At 45.6% G+C, this 19,264-nt stretch carries 19 protein-coding genes; 13 read left to right on the forward strand and 6 right to left on the reverse strand.

Translation table 11 applies throughout. From position 1 onward, the window contains the following. Positions 1 to 26 precede the first annotated feature (26 nt). Genes G395_RS0106825 through G395_RS0106870 form a run of 10 tightly spaced genes read left to right on the forward strand, consistent with a single transcriptional unit; the run spans position 27 to position 9,134 of the window. Positions 27 to 569, forward strand: a complete 543-nt coding sequence (locus G395_RS0106825; RefSeq protein ID WP_026629368.1) for an NADH-quinone oxidoreductase subunit B — start codon at positions 27 to 29, stop codon at positions 567 to 569. Positions 570 to 575: 6 nt separating this feature from the next. Beyond that, the gene (locus tag G395_RS0106830) at positions 576 to 1,076 is read left to right on the forward strand and encodes an NADH-quinone oxidoreductase subunit C (RefSeq protein WP_026629369.1); all 501 of its coding nucleotides are present in this window, start codon (positions 576 to 578) and stop codon (positions 1,074 to 1,076) included. Between the two features lie 18 nt (positions 1,077 to 1,094). After that, positions 1,095 to 2,321: an NADH dehydrogenase (quinone) subunit D gene (nuoD, locus tag G395_RS0106835; RefSeq protein ID WP_026629370.1), complete on the forward strand. Its 1,227-nt coding sequence runs from the start codon at positions 1,095 to 1,097 to the stop codon at positions 2,319 to 2,321. 13 nt (positions 2,322 to 2,334) lie between these two features. Then, on the forward strand, positions 2,335 to 2,832 hold the full coding sequence (gene nuoE, locus G395_RS0106840) for an NADH-quinone oxidoreductase subunit NuoE (RefSeq protein ID WP_026629371.1): 498 nt from the start codon (positions 2,335 to 2,337) through the stop codon (positions 2,830 to 2,832). A gap of 23 nt (positions 2,833 to 2,855) precedes the next feature. Further along, entirely contained in the window at positions 2,856 to 4,196 is a 1,341-nt protein-coding gene (nuoF, locus tag G395_RS0106845) for an NADH-quinone oxidoreductase subunit NuoF (protein WP_026629372.1), read from the forward strand. Beyond that, complete coding sequence (locus tag G395_RS0106850; RefSeq protein WP_026629373.1) at positions 4,196 to 5,713, forward strand: glycosyltransferase family protein; 1,518 nt, start codon at positions 4,196 to 4,198, stop codon at positions 5,711 to 5,713. The genes nuoF and G395_RS0106850 overlap by 1 nt, the downstream gene beginning before the upstream one ends. Before the next feature lie 21 nt (positions 5,714 to 5,734). Further along, a complete protein-coding gene (locus G395_RS0106855; protein ID WP_026629374.1) occupies positions 5,735 to 6,850 on the forward strand; it encodes an NADH-quinone oxidoreductase subunit G in 1,116 nt (371 codons plus the stop codon). 42 nt (positions 6,851 to 6,892) lie between these two features. Beyond that, positions 6,893 to 7,972, forward strand: a complete 1,080-nt coding sequence (gene nuoH, locus G395_RS0106860) for an NADH-quinone oxidoreductase subunit NuoH (protein ID WP_026629375.1) — start codon at positions 6,893 to 6,895, stop codon at positions 7,970 to 7,972. 15 nt (positions 7,973 to 7,987) lie between these two features. Further along, positions 7,988 to 8,581: a NuoI/complex I 23 kDa subunit family protein gene (locus tag G395_RS0106865; RefSeq protein WP_026629376.1), complete on the forward strand. Its 594-nt coding sequence runs from the start codon at positions 7,988 to 7,990 to the stop codon at positions 8,579 to 8,581. 34 nt (positions 8,582 to 8,615) lie between these two features. Next, positions 8,616 to 9,134 carry an NADH-quinone oxidoreductase subunit J family protein gene (locus G395_RS0106870; RefSeq protein WP_026629377.1) on the forward strand — a complete coding sequence of 173 codons (519 nt, stop codon included), beginning with the start codon at positions 8,616 to 8,618 and terminating at the stop codon, positions 9,132 to 9,134. 272 nt (positions 9,135 to 9,406) lie between these two features. On the opposite strand, the gene gcvP is transcribed toward G395_RS0106870, so the two are convergent. From gcvP to G395_RS0106885, 3 genes are all read right to left on the reverse strand, one after another. Continuing rightward, complete coding sequence (gene gcvP / locus G395_RS0106875; RefSeq protein WP_026629378.1) at positions 9,407 to 12,301, reverse strand: aminomethyl-transferring glycine dehydrogenase; 2,895 nt, start codon at positions 12,299 to 12,301, stop codon at positions 9,407 to 9,409. A 132-nt stretch (positions 12,302 to 12,433) separates the two neighbouring features. Further along, positions 12,434 to 12,640, reverse strand: coding sequence for a hypothetical protein (locus G395_RS0106880; RefSeq protein ID WP_229204060.1), 207 nt, complete (start codon positions 12,638 to 12,640; stop codon positions 12,434 to 12,436). A gap of 95 nt (positions 12,641 to 12,735) precedes the next feature. Then, positions 12,736 to 13,992 (reverse strand): metallophosphoesterase, encoded by a 1,257-nt coding sequence (locus G395_RS0106885; protein WP_026629380.1) that lies wholly within the window; start codon positions 13,990 to 13,992, stop codon positions 12,736 to 12,738. Positions 13,993 to 14,088: 96 nt separating this feature from the next. On the opposite strand from G395_RS0106885, the gene G395_RS0106890 reads away from it, so the two are divergent. Beyond that, the gene (locus tag G395_RS0106890) at positions 14,089 to 14,310 is read left to right on the forward strand and encodes a hypothetical protein (protein WP_026629381.1); all 222 of its coding nucleotides are present in this window, start codon (positions 14,089 to 14,091) and stop codon (positions 14,308 to 14,310) included. Positions 14,311 to 14,322: 12 nt separating this feature from the next. On the opposite strand, the gene G395_RS0106895 is transcribed toward G395_RS0106890, so the two are convergent. Beyond that, positions 14,323 to 14,883 carry a YqgE/AlgH family protein gene (locus tag G395_RS0106895; RefSeq protein ID WP_026629382.1) on the reverse strand — a complete coding sequence of 187 codons (561 nt, stop codon included), beginning with the start codon at positions 14,881 to 14,883 and terminating at the stop codon, positions 14,323 to 14,325. A 119-nt stretch (positions 14,884 to 15,002) separates the two neighbouring features. Here G395_RS0106895 and G395_RS0106900 point away from each other — a divergent pair, with 119 nt between their 5' ends. Continuing rightward, on the forward strand, positions 15,003 to 15,527 hold the full coding sequence (locus G395_RS0106900; protein ID WP_026629383.1) for a gamma carbonic anhydrase family protein: 525 nt from the start codon (positions 15,003 to 15,005) through the stop codon (positions 15,525 to 15,527). A 3-nt stretch (positions 15,528 to 15,530) separates the two neighbouring features. Here the strand turns inward: G395_RS0106900 and G395_RS0106905 are convergent, their stop codons facing one another. Both G395_RS0106905 and G395_RS0106910 read right to left on the reverse strand, forming a co-directional pair. Then, entirely contained in the window at positions 15,531 to 16,160 is a 630-nt protein-coding gene (locus G395_RS0106905) for a DedA family protein (protein ID WP_026629384.1), read from the reverse strand. Positions 16,161 to 16,211: 51 nt separating this feature from the next. Next, positions 16,212 to 18,128 carry an ABC-F family ATP-binding cassette domain-containing protein gene (locus G395_RS0106910; protein ID WP_026629385.1) on the reverse strand — a complete coding sequence of 639 codons (1,917 nt, stop codon included), beginning with the start codon at positions 18,126 to 18,128 and terminating at the stop codon, positions 16,212 to 16,214. Between the two features lie 138 nt (positions 18,129 to 18,266). On the opposite strand from G395_RS0106910, the gene G395_RS0106915 reads away from it, so the two are divergent. Next, positions 18,267 to 19,253: a formylglycine-generating enzyme family protein gene (locus G395_RS0106915; RefSeq protein WP_026629386.1), complete on the forward strand. Its 987-nt coding sequence runs from the start codon at positions 18,267 to 18,269 to the stop codon at positions 19,251 to 19,253. Positions 19,254 to 19,264 lie beyond the last annotated feature (11 nt).

Consider the following 19,264-nt stretch of genomic DNA (forward strand, 5'->3'; position numbering starts at 1 on the left):
TCAACAAACTTGAACAACTGGAAATTATGAAAGAAGTAACGATTGTGGAGGCTCCGCAAGGACATAGCGGATCTGGTTTTTTTGCAACTTCATTTGATGAAGCTATCGGTTTGGCAAGAAGTTATTCCCTCTGGCCACTTCCTTTTGCAACTTCTTGCTGTGGAATCGAATTCATGGCAACGATGGGTGCACATTACGATATATCCCGGTTTGGATCGGAAAGACCTAGTTTTTCACCCCGTCAGGCCGATTTGCTGATGGTAATGGGAACGATCGCCAAGAAAATGGCACCCGTTGTAAAGCAGGTCTATTTGCAAATGTCTGAACCCCGGTGGGTAATGGCAGTTGGCGCGTGTGCTACAAGCGGCGGGATCTTCGATACTTACAGCGTTTTGCAGGGAATTGACAGGATCATTCCCGTTGACGTGTATGTTCCCGGCTGCCCGCCCCGTCCTGAGCAGATCATTGACGGCTTGATGCACATTCAGCATCTGGCACAAAATGAAAAGCTTCGTCGCAGAAATACCGACGAGTATTCTGAATTATTAGCATCATATAATATTCAATAATCCCCTATGCTAAGTAACCAGGAGGTAGCCGAAGCGCTTTTAGAAAAATTTGGTGATCAGGTTTTTGACTTTGAAGAGCCTTACGGATTGCTGACGCTTTCAACCTCTCGTGAGGAAATTATCCCGCTTTTAGAATTTTTGCACAAACATAAAACCTACCAGTTTATTTTTTTAACCGATATTACTGGCATTCACTATCCTGACAGTGTTGGACAGGAGTTTATGGTTGTGTATCATATGCACAGCTTCGTGCACAACTTCCGTGTTCGCATCAAGGTTAGCCTTGCCGAAGCCGACATTCACATTCCTACGGCAACCGGCTTATTTGCTTCTGCCAACTGGATGGAGCGGGAAACCTATGATTTCTTTGGGATCATGTTCGACGGACACCCCAATTTAAAGCGCATTCTGAACATTGAGGAGATGGATTACTTCCCTATGAGACGGGAGTTTCCGATGGAAGACGCAACGCGCGAAGACAAAACAGATGCCCTTTTTGGCCGATGACCCTATACTGAGTAAGATATGGCAGATATTGAATTATTACCACATAATGTTCCCGCAAACGCCGATCTACCCGAGCTGGTTGAAGAACTGACCACGCTTAACCTCGGTCCTACTCACCCTGCAACACATGGTATTTTCCAAAATATCCTGAAAATGGATGGGGAAAAGATCGTTTCCGGTGAACAAACCATTGGATATATACACCGTGCATTTGAGAAAATAGCTGAAAGAAGGCCATTTTACCAAATCACAACCCTTACCGACCGCATGAATTATTGCTCCTCCCCGATCAACAATCTGGGATGGCATATGACCGTTGAAAAGTTGTTGAGCGTAGAAGTGCCGAAAAGAGCCCAGTACATCCGGGTGATCATGATGGAGCTTGCACGGATTACGGACCACCTGATCTGCAATAGTATTTTGGGTGTGGATACGGGCGCTTTTACCGGTTTCCTGTACGTAATGCAGAAGCGTGAGGAAGTTTACGAAATCTACGAAGAAGTTTGTGGCGCGCGTCTTACGACCAATATGGGCCGTGTAGGCGGAATGGAAAGAGATCTTTCTACCACAGCGATCCGTAAGATCCACGAGTTTATCAAATCATTCCCGCCTGTTCTGAAAGAGTTTGAAAAATTGCTCAACCGTAACAGGATTTTTATGGACAGGACCATTAATGTAGGTGGTATCTCCCTGGAACGGGCATTATCTTATGGTTTTACAGGCCCTAATCTTCGTGCAGCCGGTCTGGATTATGATGTAAGGGTGATGAATCCTTATTCTTCTTATCAGGATTTTGAGTTTGATATTCCTGTTGGCCAGCATGGTGATACTTATGACCGCTATATGGTCCGGAATGAGGAAATGTGGCAGAGTCTTAAAATCATAGAGCAAGCCATTAATAACCTTCCCGAAGGCCCTTATTATGCGGATGCGCCTGAATATTATCTGCCTCCCAAAAATGAGGTTTACAGGAGCATGGAAGCCCTTATTTATCATTTTAAAATTGTAATGGGAGAAATTGACGCTCCTATCGGCGAGGTTTACCATGCAGTGGAAGGCGGTAATGGCGAATTAGGTTTTTACCTGATCAGCGATGGCGGCCGGACTCCTTACAGACTGCATTTCCGTAGACCAAGCTTTATTTATTACCAGGCATATCCCGAAATGTGCAAAGGAAGCACGCTTTCTGACGCAATCCTGACCATGAGTAGCCTGAACGTAATTGCAGGTGAGCTGGACGCCTAAAAATATTCAAGAAATGACTGAATCATTAAATCCGGTTGCATTTACACCGGAAAGACAGGAAAAAGTAAAAGAGATCATAGCACGTTATCCTGAGGGCCGTCAAAAATCGGCTCTTTTGCCGGTTTTACACGTAGCGCAGGAACAATGGGGTTGGTTGAGCAGCGAAGTAATGGATCATGTGGCCAGCTTATTAAGCCTGGAACCCGTTGAAGTCTATGAAGTTGCGACTTTTTACACCATGTATCACCTGGATCCTGTCGGGAAACATGTCATCGAATATTGCCGCACAGGTCCTTGCTGCTTAATGGGCGGTGAAGACGTATATGGACATTTGAAACAAAAACTGGGCATCGAGGCCGGACAAACAACTGCGGACGGGCTTTTCACCTTGAAAGAAGTGGAATGTCTTGCAGCATGCGGCTGGGGACCTGTTTTTCAGATTCGTGAGAAATATTACATGAATTTGACAAATGAAAAAGTGGACGGAATTATTGAAGAGTTGAGTAAATAGCGTAAGCTGAAATTGATCCTCAAATGGCTATAAAGATCTTAACGGAACATATTAATACACCGGGCATCGAAACTTTCGACGTTTATCGTCAAAAGGGAGGATATACGGCCGTTGAAAAAGCAATAAAATCCATGACTCCGGAAGAAGTTGTGGAAGAAGCGAAAAAATCGGGTGTGCGTGGAAGAGGCGGTGCAGGATTTCCGATGGGCATGAAATGGGGCTTTTTGGCTAAACCGGAAGGCGTTCCGCGTTATCTGGTGTGTAATGCGGATGAATCCGAGCCTGGAACATTCAAAGATCACCATTTGATGAAATGCATTCCGCATTTGCTGATTGAAGGAATGATCATATCCAGTTTTGCATTGGGTGCCAACAAATCGTTTATATACGTGCGTGGCGAGCTGATGTATGTGATCAGGCTTTTGGAAAAAGCCATAGAAGAGGCAAAAGCTCAGGGTTTTCTAGGAAAAAATATATTAGGAAGCGGTTACGATCTGGAACTGATCGTTCAGCCGGGCGGGGGCGCTTACATTTGCGGTGAGGAAACTGCACTTTTGGAATCGCTGGAAGGAAAAAGAGGAAACCCAAGAAACAAGCCGCCATTCCCAGCGGTAAAAGGTTTATATCAAAGCCCGACTGTGGTGAACAATGTGGAGTCTATCTCCAATATGCCATGGATCATTAACAATGGTGGTGATGCTTATGCAGCCATCGGCGTAGGCCGTAGCACGGGAACGAAGCTGATTTCTGCTTCGGGACATATTAATAAGCCCGGGGTTTACGAAATCGAATTGGGTGTAAGCGTTGAAGAATTCCTGAATTCCGACGAATACTGCGGTGGTGTCAGAAAAGGACATCATTTGAAAGCACTAGTTGCCGGAGGTTCGTCTGTCCCCATTCTGCCTGCTCATCTGATCATGAAAACGGCCAATGGCGAAGATCGCCTGATGAGCTATGAATCATTGTCGGATGGTGGATTTGCGACTGGAACGATGTTAGGTTCAGGTGGTTTTATAGTGTTTGATGAAACAGCTTGTATCGTTCGCAACACCTGGAATTTCTCCCGTTTTTATCACCACGAATCCTGCGGACAATGCAGCCCGTGCCGCGAAGGAACTGGCTGGATGGAAAAAGTGCTTCACCGCATTGAGCATGGCCACGGAAGTATGCATGACATTGATTTGTTGGTTGATATATCTAAAAAAATAGAAGGTAACACCATTTGTCCATTGGGAGACGCTGCTGCCTGGCCGGTTGCCAGCGCGATCCGGCATTTCAGGGATGAGTTCATGTGGCACATTACCCATCCACACGAAGCATCGCAGCCCGGCGCAGTTTATCAGGGCGAAATGGCATTAGTATAATGGAAATCAATAAATCGCTGATTTGGGTCCGGGATAAATCCTTTATGATCGCTTTGATCTTCGGACTCATCAGCGCATTGATATTATTGATAATCAAATTCCAGGCATCCATCAGCTATCACCCCGATATTTCAGGAAGCGAGGGCAGCACGATTGTCCCTATCCAGCTTCTCGTATCGGGCAACCCGATTTACCTGGATCCGGAAGATGCACCATTCAGGTTATCCCAATACGCACCGATTTACTCGACCATCGTCGCCACCTTTTGTAAGGTCGTGGGTTGGTCAGCGCTTGAAGTGCATAAGATTTACCTTGCAAGCCGGTTATGGTCAAATATTTTCGTTTTGGCTACGGTTGGACTGGCTGGCCTATTTCTGAACCGGGTTACCAAGAAGCCCTTCATTGCCATCATTGCAGCCTTATATATTTTTCACGTCCTGAGCTTTTGGCTTTTAACCACTTCACGACCTGATAGTTTACTGATCCTGCTAACCACTGTCTTTATATTTTTCTGCTACAATGCATTGAAGGAAGGTGGCAACCAGTTTTGGTTCTACGCCGCCATTTTCATTGCGGTAACAGCCTTTTTTGTAAAACAAAGCGGAGCAATCCTGGCTATTTCAGCCGGGGTTTATTGGATATTAAAGCGTGAGTGGAAAACGCTGGTGAGCCTGACTGCGTTTGGTATTTTGATAATGGGCTTTTACCTCGCGATCCTCCCTATTAATACAATTGAGCTGTTTTTTACCAATATTATCGGAGGTGTTGCCAATTCAGCAAGCTGGGAATGGTTTTACGACTGGACGTTTCAACACTGGCTTTTGCAATTTGCACCCTTGATCATTGCTAACGTTATTGTAAGCGGTTATATCGTTTATCACAAGTATTCCAATTTCCTTTTGTTTCTGACACTTTGCTGCTTTTTGTCTTTTATTTTCTCGACTTCAACAGCATTCAAAATTGGTGCAGGCGTTGGCTATTATCAGGATTATCTTTTGCTGGCAGTAATCCAGGTTACACTTTTTATTACGCATCCCGCGAATGCATATCGTTTTGATCAGAGTCTTTTGAAAATGGGAGCGTCGTTCTATATGGTGCTCGCGTTTTTGCATTGTACACTGTTTGTTTTTATGAAATACAAATCGGTAATCCATTCGAACTTTGAGCGCCATTATATAGATGAGCGTAATGTCTCGGAATATTTATATAAAGAGAAAAATTTGAAACCGAAGGAGTGGGTTTATATTTGCGGCGGGAATCAAATGGAAGGTTATTTCCTGAATCATTTTTTAGTCAATAATGCGTTAATCCCTTTTCCAGACCTTGTTTATCTGGCAGATCTGAACGGAACCTTTCGCTTTGACAAATTTAAGAGCATGGTTAGGAGAAAGGATATTAAATATGTAATTTCATTGAAAGGGATTGTGCCTGTTAACATTCTCAATGTTGATTTTACAAACACTTTAAAATATAGCTCAACCGTGGGCCCGTACGATATTTACGAGGCCGACAAATAGCATAATGATATAATTTTTGGCATGGAAGAGACCAAACCTCAGTTAGTAAAAATTACATTCGACGGCATTGAAGTCGAGGTGGAACCGGGAACAACGATCATGCAGGCTGCGCGTAAGATTGCGGAAGCGGACGAAAGTCAGGCGGCGCTTGTGCCTCCTGCAATGTGTTTCTATAAGCCTTTGACTGCCTCCGGAGGAAAGTGCCGGGCGTGCCTTGTGCGCGTAGCGCAAGGTTCAGCGAAAGATCCAAGGCCAATGCCTAAGCTGGTTCCGTCTTGCATTACACAAGTTCAGGAAGGAATGGTTGTTGAAAACACAACAAATCCGGCCGTACTTGACACGCGAAAAAGCATTGTTGAATTCCTGCTCATCAACCACCCCCTCGACTGCCCTATTTGCGATCAGGCGGGAGAATGTCATTTGCAGGATTTTGCCTTTGAGCACGGTTCTGTAAAGACGCGTTACGAGGAAGACAGGCGGACTTTTGATAAAATCGACATTGGTCCGTATGTGCAGCTCCATATGACGCGCTGCATTCTTTGCTATCGCTGTGTTTACACGGCTGACCAGATCACAAACAAGCGTGTACACGGTGTAATGAACCGCGGAGATGCTTCTGAAATAAGCACTTACATTGAAAAAGCGATCGATAATGATTTCTCCGGAAATGTGATTGACGTTTGCCCCGTAGGCGCTTTGACAGACAAAACATTCCGTTTTAAAAACCGCGTTTGGTTTACCAAACCTGAGGATGCGCATCGCGATTGCGACAAATGCTGCGGTAAAACGACGGTTTGGTACAGAGGCGACGAAATTATCAGGGTTACCGCCCGTAAAAATACCTGGGGAGAAGTCAATGACTTTATCTGTAACACCTGCCGTTTTGAAAAGAAAAAAACCAGCGACTGGGTGCTTGAAGGTCCTACCAAAGTAAAACGCAGTTCTGTTATTTCAGCCAACAAATACCGCGCTGATCTTGTGAAGAAACCTGATTTTGCTATAAAACTGGCGGATAGCTCTTACAAAAAAATTGACGATACACGTCCTTTCGTTACGGATGAAGAAACGATCCGTCACCAAAGCATCGAAAACAACGACAAAGCAAATCACCGCTCATTATTGGCAAAAAATAACTAGTTCAACGGCCTGACAGCCTGTTTTTAACCTTGTTTACAAAAAATGGATTTAACGGAGTTTCTCATTAAAACCGCAACAATATTCGTTGTTTTTGTTCTTACCCTGGTCATTGCCATGTATTCAACCTGGGGCGAACGCAAAGTTGCCGGCTTTATCCAGGACAGGATGGGCCCGAACCGTGCAGGACCGGGTGGCTTGTTGCAGCCGCTTGCTGATGCGGGTAAGATGTTTTTCAAAGAAGATTTTATCCCTGCACTGGCCAACAAATGGCTTTTTATCGCTGGGCCAAGCCTTGCTATGCTTACGGCCTTGCTTGCCAGTGCTGTGATTCCTTTTGGAAGTACTTTCCGGATCAATGGTCATGAAGTTGCCCTGCAGGGAGTGGAATCTAACATTGGGATCCTTTACGTTTTCGGTGTTGTAGCATTGGGCGTTTACGGCATTATGGTCGGTGGCTGGGCTTCCAACAATAAGTTTTCGCTGCTGGGCGCCATTCGTGCGGCTTCGCAGAACATTAGTTATGAAGTGGCTATGGGCCTTTCGCTGATTGCAATTCTGATGATGAGCAGCTCGCTTTCGTTGGGAGAGATTGTAGCGCAGCAGCATGGCGGTAACTGGAATATTTTTTACCAGCCCTTGGGCTTTATTATCTTCATCACCTGCTCATTCGCTGAATGTAACCGTGTGCCTTTTGACCTTCCGGAGTGTGAAACTGAGCTTGTAGGCGGTTATCACACAGAGTATGGAAGTATGAAACTCGGCTTTTATCTCTTTGCCGAATACATTAACATGTTCATTTCGTCGGCCATTATCTCCGTTCTTTATTTTGGCGGATACAATTATCCTGGAATGGACTGGGTTTATACGCAACTGACGCAAGCATTCGGTTCGGAAACAGGACATAACGCTGCTACATTGATCGGAACAGCGGTATTTTTCGGAAAAGCATTGTTCTTCATCTTCTTCTACATGTGGGTGCGCTGGACTATTCCGCGTTTCCGCTACGATCAGCTGATGAACCTGGGATGGAAGAAATTGATCCCGCTTGCTATTTTTAATATTATTATCACCGGTGCTGCCGTGCTTTTCCTTAAGCCGCTGGTAACTGCGTGGTTGAATTAATAAAAACACATTGCCATGCAACTGACAAATCGCTCTAAGCAAGTAAGCAATAAGGAAATGACGCTGATGGAACGCGCCTACTTGCCAGCTATTGCAACAGGACTAGCGATCACCATTAAGCACTTTTTTGCGAAAAAAGTAACCATTCAATATCCTGAGGTGAAGCGTTACCTGGGCCCGGTTTTCCGCGGAAGGCACATTTTGAAAAGGGACGAAGATGGTCGAGAACGCTGCACCGCCTGCGGGTTATGCGCCGTTGCTTGTCCGGCAGAAGCCATTCAAATTGTAGCGGCTGAGCGCGAAAAAGGCGAAGAGAAGCTTTATCGAGAGGAGAAATATGCGGCGGTTTACGAAGTGAATATGCTGAGATGCATTTTCTGTGGACTTTGCGAAGAAGCTTGTCCTAAACAAGCCGTTTATTTGCGCCACGACGAGTTCGTGCCTGTGTTCGCAGAGCGCGACCAGGTAATCTGGGGGAAAGACCTGTTGGTTGAAGATATGAACAACAGATATACCCGCGAAGCCTGGACCAAAGAAGAAGCCCGCGCATTGGACTTGAAAAAAGCCAGCGGAGAAGTTACCAATGTTGTTCCGAGAGCCATTCCCTGAACACATTCATTGAGCATATCAGCTATTAAATTTTATGAATTCAGTTATTTCGTTTTTCTATTTCCTGTCATTCCTGACTGTCCTCAGCGCAGTAATGGTGGTTGTTTCGCGCAACCCGATCCACAGCGTCCTGTACCTGATCCTGACGTTTTTTACGCTCTCAGGACATTACATCCTGCTTAATGCGCAGTTTCTGGCGGCTGTTAACATTATCGTTTACGCGGGTGCCATCATGGTTCTCTTCCTCTTCGTGATCATGTTCTTGAATATGAAACAGGACAATGAAGAGTCTAAGACCAACTTGACCAAAGTTGCAGCCACGATTGTAGGCGGAACTGTATTTGTGATTCTTTTCGGGGCATATCGCAAAAGCGTTATTCCGGGATTTGATCCGCAGCAGTTTGATTCACAAATCGGGATGATCGAAAACCTTGGGCATTTACTTTTCAGGGATTATCTGCTTCCATTTGAGTTGGTTTCCATTCTCCTTTTAGTAGCGATGGTGGGTGCGGTAATGTTGGGCAAAAGAGAGATTGGCGAAAGACATTTCTAAGCGATATTTAATTCATTAGATTATAAAACAAAAATGGAAATGCTCGGCTGAGCATTTCCATTTTTGTTATCTCCCTAGGATAAATTTTTCTGATTCCCCATTATAAATTTTGTGATCCCTGAATAAATCTTTTGTTATCCCCAGGATAAATCCTGGGGCAAAGTATAGATTGCCGCTATGCGGCTTTGTAATGCCAGCCGGGTCACCGGCGACCCATATTTCGCCCAGGATTTTAATCCTGGGAAAAAGGGCTAGCTATTATCTATCGCTCCTTAGTTGGCTTCAACTTCTGCATAAGCTTCAACAGGAATGCAAGAGCAGATCAGATTGCGATCACCATAAGCGCTGTCGACTCGGCTTACACTTGGCCAGAACTTGTTGAAACGCAAATGCGGCAATGGGAATGCTGCTTTTTCGCGGCTGTAAGATCTGTTCCAATTTTCACTTAACAGGATCCGGGACGTATGCGGCGCATTTTTCAGCACATTATCCGTGCGATCTGCAACACCATCCTGAATCTCCCGAATTTCATTTCTGATCGCAATCATTGTGTCACAAAAACGATCCAGTTCAGCCTTCGATTCGGATTCCGTCGGCTCGATCATCAATGTTCCTGCAACAGGGAATGACAATGTTGGCGCGTGGAACCCGTAATCCATCAGACGTTTAGCCAGATCTTCCGCCTCCACACCAGCCGCTTTGAACGAACGGCAATCGAGGATCATTTCGTGTGCACAACGGCCGTTTGTGCCTGTGTAAAGCACATCATAATGTCCGCTAAGGCGCTCCTTGATATAATTGGCATTCAGAATCGCGTATTTGGTTGCATTCGTTAGCCCCGCCTCTCCCATCATGGCAATGTATGCGTAGGAAATGGTCAGGATGCTGGCGCTTCCGTACGGTGCAGCAGAAACGGCTCCTGCTTCGCCTGCTGGCAAATGCTCCGGCTGCGTGCTGAAATTAACGTGACTTGGAAGGAAAGGCATCAAATGTTCAGCCACACCAATCGGGCCAACGCCAGGTCCGCCACCTCCATGAGGGATACAAAATGTTTTATGCAAATTCAAATGGCAAACGTCAGCGCCAATCGTTGCCGGACTGGTAAGCCCAACCTGCGCATTCATATTAGCACCATCCATATAAACCTGACCGCCAAATGAATGGATCATTTCACAAATCTCAATAATGCTCTCCTCATACACACCGTGTGTTGAAGGATAAGTGACCATTAAGCAAGAAAGCTCGTCTTTATATTGCTCCGCTTTCTCTCTAAGATCGGCCACATCAATATTTCCTCTCTCATCACATTTGGTAACCACTACTTTCATTCCCGCCATCACCGCCGATGCCGGGTTGGTGCCGTGTGCCGAAGAAGGGATCAATGCAACATTCCGGTGCACGTCGCCGCGACTTTCATGATAAGCACGAATCGCCATTAAGCCGGCATACTCCCCTTGTGCGCCCGAATTAGGCTGGAATGACATCGCAGCAAATCCAGTGATTTCGCAAAGCCAGATATTCAGCTCGCTTACCAGCTGTGCATAACCACCAACCTGATTGGTCGGAGCGAACGGGTGAATTGCACCAAATTCCGGCCAGGTTAATGGGATCATTTCAGCCGTTGCATTCAGTTTCATTGTACAGCTGCCCAACGAAATCATGGAATGCACCAGTGATAAATCTTTATTTTCAAGTGATTTCAGATAACGCAGCATTTCGTGCTCTGTATGATGCGTATTGAAAACGGGGTGCGTCAGATATTCGGATGTGCGGGCAAGATTCGCTGGCAGATCGAGTTCAAGTTCTTCATCAATGACCATTTCACCCTGGAAACCGGAAACTTCCGCAAACACATTCAAAAGCGAGATAACATCGTCGAAAGACTTAGCTTCATCGAATGAAACTGAAACACTTTCCTCACCATTGTATTTGAGGTTAATGCCCCACTTCACAGCCGTTTCTCTCAGCTTTCTGGTCAAACCGGTCTTAACAGTAACCGTATCGAAGTAATGTTCGGTTACGACTTCGTAATGGAACTGTTTGATGGTGTCAACAAAAAGCTTCGTAAGTCCGTGAACGCGGGCGGCAATGTTCTTGATGCCTTCCGGTCCGTGGTAAACAGAGTAAGCACCTGCAATCACTGCAAGTAAAACCTGTGCAGTACAAATGTTGGAAGTTGCCTTTTCCCGACGGATATGTTGTTCCCGGGTCTGCAAAGCCATACGCAATGCACGATTGCCTTCCGTATCGACCGAAACACCGATAATCCGGCCTGGTATATGTCTTTTGAATGAATCTTTTGTTGCAAAATACGCTGCGTGCGGGCCGCCATAACCCATAGGAACGCCAAATCGCTGCGAAGAACCCACAACCACATCCGCTCCCATCTCTCCTGGTGATTTCAGCAATGTTAATGCCAGCAGATCAGCAGCCACAGCAACCGACACCCCTTGCTCGTGCGCAGAGGCGATAAAGTCTGTGTAATCAATAACTTCACCATTGGTTGCAGGATATTGAACCAGCACACCGTATAAATTTTCGTCTGTAAGATCTACAGTTGCGTGGTTTCCTACTATAACGTCAATGCCGATTGGCTTCGCTCTCGTATGAATCAGGTCAATGGTTTGCGGATGGCAAAGTTCCGAAACGAAAAATGTGTTTGCTTTTTTACGTGATGCAGGACGCAGGCTGTGCAGCATGGTCATTGCCTCGGCAGCCGCCGTCGCTTCATCCAAAAGTGAAGCATTTGCTATTTCCATTCCTGTCAAATCTGTAATCACAGTTTGGAAGTTCAATAGCATTTCAAGTCTACCTTGCGCAATTTCGGCCTGGTAAGGCGTGTAAGCCGTGTACCAGGCTGGGTTTTCCAGAATGTTCCGAAGAATCACATTAGGCGTAATGGTGTCGTAATAACCTGTTCCGATATATGATTTCAAAACAGCATTTTTGCTTGCGATCTTCCGGATACCCTGCAAAAATTCCTGCTCGGTTTTCGGTCTTGGCAAGTTCAGTGGCTTTTGTAGTCTGATGGCCGGAGGAAGTGTCTGGTCAATCAATTCATCCAGAGATGCGGCTCCAATCGTGCTCAGCATTTCCTGCAACTCCTGCGCATCTTTACCGTGGTGACGGTTTTCGAATTTATCCTGGTTCCGAAGATTAATTTTCATTCAACTTGGGCTGACAACGTCAATATTAGATGGTTTTTAAAAGACAAAAGTAAGCAAATCCAATCGAATCTTTTAGAGAATGATGGCCCTGCTTACTCTTGATTATATGCAATTTTTGATGCAATTCGAATGTCAGTGATTGGGACACCCGCAATCCGTTTTCCGCTTGAATATTCCCAGGAATTTCTTGGATTTCGGCTTCTTGTAACCCTTATACTTTTTCTTTTTGACTAAAAGCTCTGTCTTCGCGCTGGCTGGCTTTGCATTAACTGTGCCGACACCAGATATTCCGCAAATCAATGCGAGTACGAGAAATAAGGAAGCAAATTTTGTCATCATATTCATTTTTTAGGATTACAGAACCTTATATACTCAACGCATTTAGGGTGTTATCCTATATAACTGATCCAACCCAATTACAAGTTCCCTAAATCTTACGCCCTAACCAACTCAATGATAGCGATTTCAGGCAAAATACCCACACGGCCCGGATAACCCAGATAGCCAAAACCACGATTTACATATAAATGCTGGTCATTTTCAGTGTATAACCCCGCCCATTGTTTATAGCGATATTGCACAGGACTCCATTTCAATCCAGCGATCTCCACACCAAACTGCATGCCGTGCGTGTGGCCGGCCAGTGCAAGATCTATGTCTTTGTATTTAGGTAAAACCTGCGCTTGCCAATGGCTTGGATCATGTGAAAGCAATATTTTGACAGGAAAATCCTCCGTATGCTGATACGCTTTTTGCAGGTTACCATATTTGGCAAAATTGCCCGCACCCCAGTTTTGAATGCCTATCAAGCCGATTTCCTCTCCATCGACGCGGATAGCGCGGTTTTCGTCCAACATTAAATTCCAGCCCAGCAGCTGATGGGCTTTTCTCAGATCCCCCAGATTGCTCGTTTTGGCTTCCACGCTCGGCCATTGAAAATAGTCCCCATAATCGTGGTTTCCCAAAACCGAATGCACACCCAGCGGCGCTTTGACCTTATTAAAAATGTCAATGTATTCCCGCACTTCCAGCGCGCGGTCATTCACGAGGTCACCCGTGAAAAATGCGATATCCGGCTTCTCCTTCATCAACATTTCCACGCCTCCTTTTACAGCTGTTCTGTTAAAAAAGCTTCCTGAATGGATGTCGGATAATTGTGCGATCTTAATGCCATCAAATGCTTTGGGAAGATTTTTGAGCGGAATACGGACGCGGCGGATGCGGTAATCATGCGCCCCGGAGATGATCCCGTAAGCAAATGTGCCCATCAGGCCAGCTCCTGCTACCATCGCCGTCGTCGCCAGGAATTGGGAACGCGGAATGGCCGACTCACCGGTTGCAGGCGGAACAGGCGCCGCCGATGGAAAGAAAAAACTGGCTATCCATTGTAAAAAACGACGAATATCGTCCAGGAACAAAAGAAGCACGGCCAGCAGCTTGGACAAATAGGGAATTGCAATGAAAGCAACAATGAATGTGCGCGTGGTGCTTTTGAGCGAATCAGGCGGAAGGAGCTGCATAATAATGTATGCTCCTAATGTTAATGCAGTAAAAACCCAGTAACCTCCGCCAATCCAGCGTTGTGTGAGCGGTGTTAAATTCCGGATCGCAAAACGCAATCCCTGCCAAACGTACCAATCAATTGCAAAAAGTATGAATGTTAAAAATATAAAAAAGAATGTCCTGTTCATCTGGGGGTGATTATTATCATATTTCTCGTAACACCGCGCAGGATTTTCTCGTTCGGCGACATTTCGTAATTTTGAAACAACCAAATGAAACAAAATATGCCGGAATTCGATTTTAAGCGATTTCACATCCGATCCATGAATGCAGGCTCGGACGAGGAGCGCGCGCAGATCAACCAGGAATTGAAAGACCTGTACGCTTCTCTGAATGAAGAAGATAAGACGGCTTTTAATGAGCAGTTGCAAAAATTCCTGACAAAAGAAGTCAGCAGGATCAAATCCGATTACGAATCTGTCAACGGGCTGGACCGGCCTAACTAACCGGATTTCGGCTTAATTGAGCCGCGGATCGATGGGATAATGGGCAATAGACCGATATTCTCCGCCCATATTGCGCAGGATTTCACGCCAGAAATTTTCGGGTGGTGTGGTGAAAAGGAATTCAGAATCTGTGCTTGAAACAATCCAGGAATCCTGCTTCAATTCGTCATCCAGCTGGCCGCCGCTCCATCCGGAGTAACCAATAAAGAAGCGGATATCGTCAGCATGAAAAGTGTTCAGGTTCAAAAGCATTTTTACCTTTTCAAAATCACCTCCCCAAAAAACATTCGGCATAATTTCCGCCCCGCCGGCGACGAGGTCCGGACGTCTGTGAATGAAATGCAATGTGTTTTTCTCGACCGGGCCGCCTAAATGCAAGGCAATATCCTGATATATGGTTTCGTCCAGCACGTCCCCCAGGAAGAGGTCGGTAATCTGGTTCAATACAAAGCCGAAGCTGCCTTGTTCGTTGTGTTCGCACATCAGAATAACACCTCTTTCAAAATTGGGATCTCCCAGAAACGGTTTGGCAATTAACAGACTTCCTTTTGAAATTTTCATGGTTGATGGCATAGTGGGCATGACTTAAAGATCAAAAACGTAATATATTTAATTTTTAGCAACAATTTTGTCAGATTCAACAAAAGGAAGGATTCGTTTACCTATTTTACACAAATCGAAAAAAGAAAGATATGCCGTATATAAAATCTGTGCGAGGCTTTGATCCCACTTTCGGGGAAGCGTGCTGGCTTGCTGAAAACGCGACTGTTGTGGGAGATGTGGTGATGGGCAGCCATTGCACGGTTTGGTTTAATGCTGTGGTGCGCGGTGATGTGAACAGCATTCGCATTGGCGATTATTCCAATATCCAGGATGGCGCTGTAATTCACTGTACTTATCAGCGTTTTGCGACCACTATCGGCAGTTATGTGTCGGTTGCGCACAATGCAATTGTACACGGTTGCACGATCGAGGATCACGTGCTGATCGGGATGGGCGCCATTGTAATGGATGGGGCTGTGATCGGCACCGGGTCCATTGTTGCTGCCGGCGCTATTGTCACACAGGGAACAAAAGTCCCACCGGGGACAATTTACGCGGGTAACCCGGCAAAATATCTGAAAGATGTATCCACGGAGCTGAATGCTGCTATTGACCGGACGGCCAATAATTACATTACATATTCAGGCTGGTTTCGCGAAGAAGAAAGGGAATGAGCATTAACCCATTTCCTTTCTTGCGTTCAGGTATCCTTTGATCACGGTGAATGTGGTGATCGCGAGAAAGAAAATGATAATGTACTGCACATAGTCAACGATCCACGGAAAGCGCTCGCCGAAGAGATAACCGCCACCCGTTAATGTCCCGATCCAGATTGCGCCGCCGGCAACATTGTTGATCATAAACGCAGGAACCGTCATTTTTACCAGGCCCGCTAAAATTGGTGCAAAAGTGCGGACTATCGGAAGAAAACGACTGATAATCAATGTTCTGCTTCCATATTTATCGAAATATTTCCGCGTTGTTTCAATGTGTTTTTTCTTGAAAAAGAATGAATCCGGCCTGTTTTCGAACATATCACCGAAGTATTTTCCAAAAATATATCCCACCAGCGAGCCTACTACCGCGGCTGTGAACAAACACAAAAGCAAAATGCCAATGGGAACTTTCAAAATGCCGGTCCCGCAAAAAACGCCTGCAAGGAAAACCAAATAATCGCCGGGCAGGAAGAAAGCGAAGAAGAGGCCGTTTTCAGCAAAGACAATAAACGTGATGACCAGCAGACCGCCTGTGCGGATTAACTCTTCGGAATTAAGGATATATTGAAAAAATTCGGTGATTGAATTCATAATGCGGATTTAAACGGCTAATCGGAACAGAGGATCACAATGCTGCCAAATTTAAGCATTTTCAGATAGTTCAAGCCAGCGCATCTCCTTATCAGCCTGACTTTCGGTTAATTCCTCGATTTGCTTAGACCATTGTGCTAATTCTGCGTGTGATCCACCAGCGTGCAATTTGGCAACTAAAACCGTTTTCTGCTCTTCCATTTTGGCTATATCAGCTTCCAGCTGCTCCATTTCCTTCTGCTCTTTGTAGCTCAGCTTGCGCTTTGGCGATGCAGCTGCAACGGGTGTTGGCGCTACGGGCGCTGCCGTTTCCTTCACGGGTTGAATTACGTGGGTTGTATTGCTTTTGCCTGCATTAGCATTGCCTCCCGAAGCTTTTTTCTCCGCTTCCTGTTCATCCTGATATTCACGCAGCTCCGTATAATTTCCCGGAAAATCACTAATCTTCCCTTCCCCTTCAAAAACAAAAATGTGTTGTACAAGCCTGTCGAGGAAATATCTGTCGTGAGAAACGATTACCAGGCACCCTGGGAAATTTAACAAGAACTCTTCCAAAACATTCAAACTCGCAATGTCCAGATCATTCGTCGGCTCATCCAGGATCAGGAAGTTGGGCTGTTTGATCAATATCAGGAGCAGCTGCAGCCTGCGTTTTTCACCACCGCTTAGTTTTGAGATAAAATCGTATTGTTTGGATGGCGAAAACAGGAAAGCCTGTAACAAATGTCCGACCGTAACCGTCTCGCCGGTTCCCAGCTGCACCACCTCCGCAACATCTTTAACAATGTCAATCACCCGCTGATTCTCATTAAAAACGAGATCAGACTGCTTATAGTAACCAAACTGAACCGTTTCTCCTTTTACAATCTGACCTTTATCCGGCATTAATTCGCCCGTGATCATGTTCAGGAGCGTCGACTTGCCCATCCCGTTCTGGCCTACGATTCCAATGCGGTCGCCTTTCCTGAATGTGTATTCGAAGTTTTTGATCAATTGTCTTTCACCAAATCCTTTGCTCACATTTTCGAGCTCAATGATCTTGCTGCCCAGCCTCGAAGTGCGGACATTCAGCTCCATTTGTGTATCAAACTTCTTCTGGCTTGCCTTTTCCTTCAATTCTTCAAATGCATCCACACGATATTTTGCCTTCGTCCCGCGTGCTTTAGGCTGACGGCGGATCCAGTCCAGTTCTTTACGCATTAAGTTGCGCGCCTTATCAATGCCCGCTGCCTCCATTTCTTCTCGTTCCGCCTTTTTTTCGAGGAAGTAAGTGTAGTTTCCTTTATAGGGATATGCTGAGCCGTGGTCCAGTTCAAGCATTTGGTTACAAACTGTGTCCAGGAAATAGCGGTCGTGCGTTACCACCAAAAGCGTTGTATTGGACGTGTTAAGGTAATTTTCCAACCATTCTACCGTGTCCAGGTCCAAATGGTTGGTAGGCTCATCCAGGATTAATAAATCCGGATCTTCCAGCAAGACTTTCGCCATAGCCACACGCTTCCGCTGTCCGCCGGATAATGTTCCGAAAAGATTCTCGGTATGATGAATGCCAAGACGTCCCAGGATTTCCTTGGTCCGATATTCAAAATCCCAGGCATTGAACTTGTCCATATCCTCCATCACTTCGGCAAGTTCGTCGTGGTTGTCGGTTTCAATGGCATGCTCGTAGCGCTTAACAACTTGGGCCACAGGATTGTTGGAAGAAAAAATTACGTCAATCACCGAAAGGCTTTCATCAAAAGCCGGGCTTTGATCCAGGTAACCCACCCGAATATCTTTCCGAATGCTTACTTCTCCTTCATCTGCCGGGATTTTACCCGTCAGAATGTTCAGAAAAGTGGTCTTGCCCGTTCCGTTCGTTCCTATGAGTGCAACCTTGTCGCCCCTGCTGATTCCAAAATTGATGTTTTTAAAAAGCCACTGATCGCCAAATGACTTTGCTATATTTTCTGCTGAAAGGTAATTCATGATCCAAAGTAAAATTCAATTCCTACAAAGGTAGGACAGATCTCAAACAACAAAGAAAAAATTCGTTTTGAAAGGGTAAATAGCATAATATTGCTCTTTATATTTAGTTATATGGTTCCATAGAACACATTTTAAATCATGTCCAAGCAATTTTTATTCCTATTCTCAACCGTTTTCATTTGTTTCACCGCAGCAGCACAAGACCCTAATTTTAAGAATTATACGCAAAAAATAGGAGGTAGCCCGCAAGTCTACGATATGGTCGCGATTCCTGGCGGCGAGTTTATGATGGGAAGCCCTGATTCCGAAAAAGGTCGCAGACCGGACGAAGGCCCTCAGCACAAAGTGAAGATCGAGCCCTTCTGGATGGGCAAAACTGAAGTGAACTGGGACATATATGACCTTTACGCTTTCAAAAACATGGAAAAGGAAATGGCAGCACGTCACCCTGATCCCGACAAAAGTGTTCAAAAGACTGATGCCAGCACCCGCCCGAGTCCTCCCTATGTAGATATGTCGTTCGGTATGGGAAGATCCGGATATCCGGCGATTAACATGACCCAATATGCAGCCATTCATTTTTGCAAATGGCTCTACGAGAAAACCGGTGTTTTTTACAGATTACCAACTGAGGCTGAGTGGGAATACGCCTGCCGCGCAGGTTCGAAAACAGCGTACTCATTTGGAGCCGACGAATCTAAATTAGACGAATATGCATGGCATCGTAAAAACAGTGATGCTGCTTACAAGAAAATCGGATTGAAAAAACCCAATGCCTTCGGCTTGCATGATATGCATGGCAATGTGATGGAGTGGACATTGGATCAATACATTCCGGATTATTATGCAAAACAACCTGCGGGAGAAAAATATGCTTCGGTTACCGAGCTTTATCCAACGGCCGTTCGCGGTGGTTCGTGGGACGATGAGCCTGCCGACTTGCGCAGCGCGGCCCGCACGGCTTCAAAACCGGAATGGAAGATCCTGGATCCGCAGCTTCCAAAAAGCGAGTGGTGGATGACAAGTGCATCATTTGTTGGTTTCAGGGTGGTTAGGCCACTGAAACAACCGTCTCAGGAAGAGATAAATGCTTATTACAGCCCAAAATTGATTGAAGATTATTGAGATCATATTAA

The organism is Dyadobacter alkalitolerans DSM 23607 (assembly GCF_000428845.1).
Taxonomy (GTDB): domain Bacteria; phylum Bacteroidota; class Bacteroidia; order Cytophagales; family Spirosomataceae; genus Dyadobacter; species Dyadobacter alkalitolerans.